We start from the raw sequence: 6000 nt of genomic DNA on the forward strand, positions 1-6000 counted from the left end.
TTGATCAGGACAAAGTGGTGTCAGGGCAGCCCGGACCGGCCCGGCGGCTCTCAGTCGGCACACTTCCTCCAGCTGCAGATCGGCCCACTGACCGGTGAACAGGGTGAACGGGCATGGCATGGTGCTTCCGAGCGGCGTTCCTGACGGCCCTCTAGCGGACTTCGGCCTCGACGGCCTGGACAGGGGTGAAGACGGCGTTCTTCTGCGCGCTCTCCTCCACCGCGGCGAGCACCCGCTGCACCTGCAGACCGTCGGCGAACGACGGCATCGGGTCAGTGCCCGACGCGATGGCCTCGACCAGGTCGCGGGCCTGGTGGGCGAAGGTGTGCTCGTAGCCGAGCGCATGGCCCGGCGGCCACCAGCCCTCCAGGTAGGGGTGCTCGGCCTCGGTGACGACGATCCTGCGGAACCCCGCCGTGGCGGCGGGCTCCCGGTGGTCGTGGAAGGACAGTTCGTTGAGCCGCTCGAGGTCGAAGGCGAGCGAACCGGACTCGCCGTTGATCTCCAGCCGCAGGGCGTTCTTGCGCCCCGAGGCCATCCTGGACGCCTCGAACATGGCGAGCGCGCCCGAGGCTAGCCGACCGGTGAAGACGGCCGCGTCGTCGACCGTCACCGGAGCACGATGGGTGCCGCCGGAAGCGGACAGGCCCGAGGAGGGGCCGTCGAGGCGGGGGCGCTCCTTGACGAAGGTTTCCAACTGGGCGGAGACCCCGACCAGCAGCTCACCCACCAGGTACTGCGCGAGGTCGACGATGTGCGCGCCGAGGTCACCGAGCGCCCCCGACCCCGCGTGCTCCCGCTGCAACCGCCAGGTCAGCGGGAAGTCGGGGTCGACCAGCCAGTCCTGGAGGTAGCTGACCCGCACGTGGCGCAGCGTGCCGAGCCTGCCGTCGGCGATGAGCCGTCGGGCGAAGGCGAGGGCGGGCACCCGCCGGTAGTTGAAGCCCACCATGGCCAACTGCCCGCGCGAGCGGGCCGCTTCGGCGGCCGCGGTCATGGCCTCCGCCTCGGCGACCGTATTGGCCAGCGGCTTCTCGCACAGCACGTGCTTGCCCGCCTCCAGCGCCGCGATCGCGATCTCCGCATGGCTGTCGCCCGGTGTGCAGATGTCGACGAGCTGTACGTCGTCGCGGACGATGAGGGCGCGCCAGTCGGTCTCCGTCGCGGCCCAGCCGTGCTTGTCGGCCGCCGCCCGCACGGCGTGCGCGTCGCGCCCGGCGATCGCGGCCATGACCGGCCGCAGCGGCAGGTCGAACACGTGCCCGACGGTGCGCCACCCCTGTGAGTGCGCGGCGCCCATGAACGCGTAGCCGACCATGCCCACGCCGAGTGCCGGCGGTGCGGTCCGACTGTCCCTCTGTTCCATACGGATTCCTCCTGGTCGGAGTGTCACTGACGGATCGCTGTGTTCGCGGGGCGCGCGGCCCGGACCGGTCAGATGAAGCCGGTCGGCAGGTACTGGTCGACGTTGTCCTTGGTGACCACGGCCGAGTAGAGGGTCAGTGAGGACGGGATCTCGAACTCGGCGAGGCCGCCGACGCCCTTGCCCTGGCCGAGCGCCCGGGCGAGATCGATGGCGGAGGCGGCCATGGTCGGCGGGTACAGGACGGTCGCCTTGAGCACGCTGTCGCCCGCCTTGATGGCGTCCATCGCGGACTTGGCACCCGCGCCGCCGACCATCAGGAAGTCGTCGCGGCCGGCCTGCTCGATGGCGCGCAGCGCGCCTACGCCCTGGTCGTCGTCGTGGTTCCACAGCGCGTCGAACTTCGACTGGGCCTGGAGCAGTTGCGCCATCTTGGCCTGCCCTGACTCCACCGTGAAGTCGGCGGCCTGGCGGGCCACCTTCTTGATGTTGGGGTAGTTCTTCAGGGCGTCGTCGAAGCCCTTGGTGCGCTGCTGGGTCAGTTCGAGGTTGTCGAGGCCGGCGAGTTCGACGACTTTGGCGTTCTTCGTGTCCTTGAGTTGTTCGCCGATGTAGTGCCCGGCGTTGAGGCCCATGCCGTAGTTGTCGCCGCCGATCCAGCAGCGGTAGGCCTGCGGGGAGGCGAAGACACGGTCCAGGTTGATGACAGGTATGCCGGCCCTCATGGCCTGCAGGCCGACCTGGGTGAGGGCCTTGCCGTCGGCCGGAAGGATCACCAGGACGTCGACCTTCTTGTTGATCAGGGTCTGGATCTGGCCGATCTGCTGGGCGGTGTCGTTGGACCCCTCGGTGATCTCCAGCGTGACGTCGGAGTACTTCTTCGCACGGGACTTGGCGTTGTCGTTGATGGCGTTGAGCCAGCCGTGGTCGGCCTGCGGGCCGGCGAAGCCGATGGTGACGGCCTTGCCCGGCTTGTCGTCCGCGACCGGGGCGGCGTTGTCCGCGGCCCCTTCCCGGTCCTTGGGCTCATTGCTGGTGCAGGCCGTCAGCAGCGCGCCGGCGGAAACGGCTGCGGTGCCGAACAGCAGTGCTCTGCGGCTGGTGGCGGGGGTTCTTGCCATGGCGGATCGACCCTTCGACTGGGCGGTGTGCGTCGGTTGGGGAGGCGGGGGTGCCGGACGGCGGTGTCAGGGCCGCCGTCCGGCGGCGTGCGGTACGGCGTCAGGTGTCGCCGTGCGGCGAGCGGCGCTGGACCAGGACGGCGGCGACGATGAGGGCGCCCTTCGCGATCTGCTGGACAGCGGTCTCGAGGTTGTTCAGGGCGAAGATGTTGGTGATCGTGGTGAAGATCAGGACACCGAGGACGGAGCCGATGATGGTGCCGCGGCCACCGCTGAGCAGCGTGCCGCCGATGATCGCCGCGGCGATGGCGTCCAGCTCGTAGAGGTTGCCGTTGGTGTTCTGGCCCGAGCCGGCGAGCACGATCAGCATGAACGCGGCGATACCGCAGCACAGTCCGGACAGCAGGTAGAGGTAGAGGCGCTGGCGGCGGACGTCGATGCCGGCGAGGCGGGCGGCCTCCGCGTTGCCGCCGACCGCGACGGTGCGGCGGCCGAAGGTGGTGCGGTTGAGCAGCAGCCAGCCGATGACGGTGACCGCACCGAAGATCAGGACAAGGGGCGGGACGCCGAGGACGTAGGCGTCCCTGGCGCCGAGATCGAGCACCGATTCCACGCTCACGACCTGGGTGCTGCCGTCCGTGATCTGCAACGCCAGGCCACGGGCGGAGGCCAGCATGGCGAGCGTCGCGATGAACGGCACCATCCTGCCGTAGGCGATCAGAAGTCCGTTCACGAGGCCGCAGCCCACACCGACGATCACCGCGGTGAAGAGGATGCCGGCGAACCCGAACTCCTGGGTCGCCACGGTCGTCGCCCACACCGAGGCCAGCGCCACCATCGCGCCGACCGACAGGTCGATCCCGCCGCTGGTGATGACGAAGGTCATGCCGACGGTGACGACGCCGATCACGGACGCCTGGGTGAGGACGAGCTGCAGATTGCTCGTCGCCAGGAACTCGTCCGGTGCGGTGATCCCGCCGACCGCGACGAGGGCGGCGAGGACTCCGAGCAAGGACAGCGTGCGCACGTCCCACCGCAGACCGGGGCGGCGTGAACTGTCCTTGTCCCCTGCGGACTTGGCGGTGGACGTCGGCGCTTGCTTCTGCGCCGCGGTGGCCGGCTGCGTCATGGCGTCGGGCTCCCTTCCATCACAAGATCGAGTACGCGGTGCTCGTCGAGCTCCCGGGCGTCCGCGGTGTGCACGACGCTGCCTTCACGCAGCACCAGCACCCGGTCGGCGAGACCCAGGACCTCGGGCACCTCACTGGACACGAGAAGTACGGCCAGGCCCTCGTCGGCCAGCCGGCGGATCACGGCGTAGAGCTCCGCCCGGGCACCGATGTCGACACCCCTGGTCGGCTCGTCCAGCAGCAGCACCTTGCAGCCCCGCAACAGCCAGCGTGCGAGGACCGCCTTCTGCTGGTTGCCGCCGGACAGGGTCCTGATCGCGGCATCGGGATTGTCCGGGCGCAGGGACAGTTCCCGAACCGCCTGGTGCGTCGCGGCCCGCTCGGAACGGCGGTCGATCCAGCCCGCGCGGGCGAACCTGGACAGGGTGGAGACCGAGACATTGCTGCTGACGGACTCCAGCATCAGCAGGCCCTGCGCCTTGCGTTCCTCGGGCGCCAGCCCGATGCCGGCGAGGACGGCGGCGCGGACACTTCCCGGGCGCAGAGGTGTGCCCTCGACGAGGACCCGACCGCCGTCAGGCCTGCGAGCCCCGTAGATCGTCTCCAGGATCTCGCTGCGCCCGGACCCGACGAGCCCGGCCAGACCGACGATCTCACCGGGCCGCAGCTCCAGATCGACGGGCGCGAACTCCCCTCGCCGGGTGAGCCCTTCGACCGTCAGCACCGGTTCCTTCCCCGTGGCGAACCCTGTCTCGGGGCGATCAGGGAAGACGTACTCCACATTCCGCCCGGTCATCAGGGCCACGACCTCCTGGGTCGGCGTCGACTCGGCGGGCAGACCGCCCGCGACCGACCGGCCCTCCTTCAGGACCGTGACCCGGTCACCGATGCGCCGGATCTCCTCCAGGCGGTGGGAGATGTAGATGACGGCGACCCCGTCACCCGTCAGATCACCCACGATCCGAAAGAGGTTGTCCACCTCCTCGGGGTCGAGCGCCGCGGACGGCTCGTCCATCACGATCAACCGGACCTCGTGGGACAGTGCGCGGGCCATGGAAACGATCTGCTGCTGCGCCGCGGACAGGTCACCGACGAGTCGCGAGGGGGCGATCTCCGAGTGCCCCAGACGTTCCAGCAACTCCGCGGTCGCCGTACGGGCGGTGGAGCCGCGCACGACGAACCCGGCGGTGGTCGGCTCGTGCCCGAGGAAGACGTTCTCCGCGACGGACAGCCCCTCGATCAGATCGAGTTCCTGGTAGATGGTGGCGATACCCAGGCGCATGGCGGCGATCGGCGACCCCAGGGTCACGGCCTCGCCCTGCCAGGTGATCTCACCGCGGTCGGGCTGGTGCGCTCCGGCGAGCACTTTGATCAAGGTGGACTTTCCGGCTCCGTTCTGGCCGAGGAGGCAATGGACTTCTCCGGCCTCGACCTCGAGATCCACACCGTCCAGGGCGCGAACGCCCGGGAACGACTTGGTGATACCGGACATGGTGAGCAGGGGTGATGGTGGTGCCATGAGGAATCCCCTCGGCAGGTACGGGCCGTGAGCGAGCGGAGCTGGGCAGGGCGGATCGGTGTGCTTGGGCAGCTCTGGGAAGCCCGGGGCGGCGTGCGCCGGGGCGTAGGGGCTGAGCAGGGCGGGGCGGGGCAGGCCTGAGGGCCTGGGAACCATGCGGTGTTGGGAGCCGACCGCCGGCGCTTCATGCGATGGATACGGCGGCACTGTGGTGTTGCGAGGGTTCTACGGGTGACGCGGTGGTTCTACGGGTTGTCGCGGTGGTTCTACGGGTGTCGCGATGGCGCCATGGGGTTGCCGAGGCGCAATGGGTGGGGTGACGCCACGGAGGTGTAGTGGCGCGAGTGGTGGTCCGTTGCCGACAGGGTCGGGCAGCGGTCAGGCAGGCGAGAAGACGTGGTCGCTGATGAGCCGGGCCGCGCCGATCGCTCCGGCTGCCGGTCCCAACTCCCCCAGAACAATCGGCAGATTGCGCGTGGCAAGCGGCAACGACTGCCGGTACACCTGGGTGCGAACGCTGGCCAGCAACGTGTGCCCGAGCCCGGTCACACCGCCACCGATCACCACCAGCCCCGGATTGAAGAAACTGACAAGCCCGGCGATGACCTGGCCCAGACGCTGCCCGCCCTCCCGAATCAGCTCCAGGGACACCGCGTCCCCTGCTGCCGCGGCAGCCGACACGTCCTCGGCCGTCAGACGCCCGGCCGTCTCCAACCGGGCGGCAAGCTGCGGCGACCGGCCCTCACGCGCGGCCTGCTCGGCGTCACCGGCCAACGCGGCCCCGCTGAAGTGGGCTTCCAGGCAGCCCCGGTTGCCGCAGGCGCAGGGACGGCCGTCGGGCACGGCCTGGATGTGCCCGATGTCGCC

The 6000-nt window shown here is 69.9% G+C and carries 5 protein-coding genes; all 5 read right to left on the reverse strand.

Annotation, left to right across the window (positions count from 1 at the left end; genetic code table 11):
* Positions 1-151: 151 nt before the first annotated feature.
* Positions 152-1366: a Gfo/Idh/MocA family protein gene (locus tag TN53_RS12445; RefSeq protein WP_046258567.1), complete on the reverse strand. Its 1215-nt coding sequence runs from the start codon at positions 1364-1366 to the stop codon at positions 152-154.
* A 68-nt stretch (positions 1367-1434) separates the two neighbouring features.
* Complete coding sequence (locus TN53_RS12450; RefSeq protein ID WP_046258568.1) at positions 1435-2484, reverse strand: substrate-binding domain-containing protein; 1050 nt, start codon at positions 2482-2484, stop codon at positions 1435-1437.
* A 100-nt stretch (positions 2485-2584) separates the two neighbouring features.
* Positions 2585-3613 (reverse strand): ABC transporter permease, encoded by a 1029-nt coding sequence (locus tag TN53_RS12455; protein ID WP_046258569.1) that lies wholly within the window; start codon positions 3611-3613, stop codon positions 2585-2587.
* Positions 3610-5133, reverse strand: a complete 1524-nt coding sequence (locus TN53_RS12460) for a sugar ABC transporter ATP-binding protein (RefSeq protein ID WP_046258570.1) — start codon at positions 5131-5133, stop codon at positions 3610-3612. The genes TN53_RS12455 and TN53_RS12460 overlap by 4 nt, the downstream gene beginning before the upstream one ends.
* 378 nt (positions 5134-5511) lie before the next feature.
* The coding region (locus TN53_RS12465; protein WP_046258571.1) for an ROK family protein at positions 5512-6000 on the reverse strand (489 nt) is incomplete at its 5' end.

It is taken from the genome of Streptomyces sp. WM6386 (assembly GCF_000972385.1).
Classification (GTDB): Bacteria; Actinomycetota; Actinomycetes; order Streptomycetales; family Streptomycetaceae; genus Streptomyces.

Bases quoted from the DNA above. Each gene is read 5' to 3' on its own strand.
- TN53_RS12445 (WP_046258567.1), bottom strand. From the start codon at position 1,366: ATGGAACAGAGGGACAGTCGGACCGCACCGCCGGCACTCGGCGTGGGC.
- TN53_RS12450 (WP_046258568.1), bottom strand. From the start codon at position 2,484: ATGGCAAGAACCCCCGCCACCAGCCGCAGAGCACTGCTGTTCGGCACC.
- TN53_RS12455 (WP_046258569.1), bottom strand. From the start codon at position 3,613: ATGACGCAGCCGGCCACCGCGGCGCAGAAGCAAGCGCCGACGTCCACC.
- TN53_RS12460 (WP_046258570.1), bottom strand. From the start codon at position 5,133: ATGGCACCACCATCACCCCTGCTCACCATGTCCGGTATCACCAAGTCG.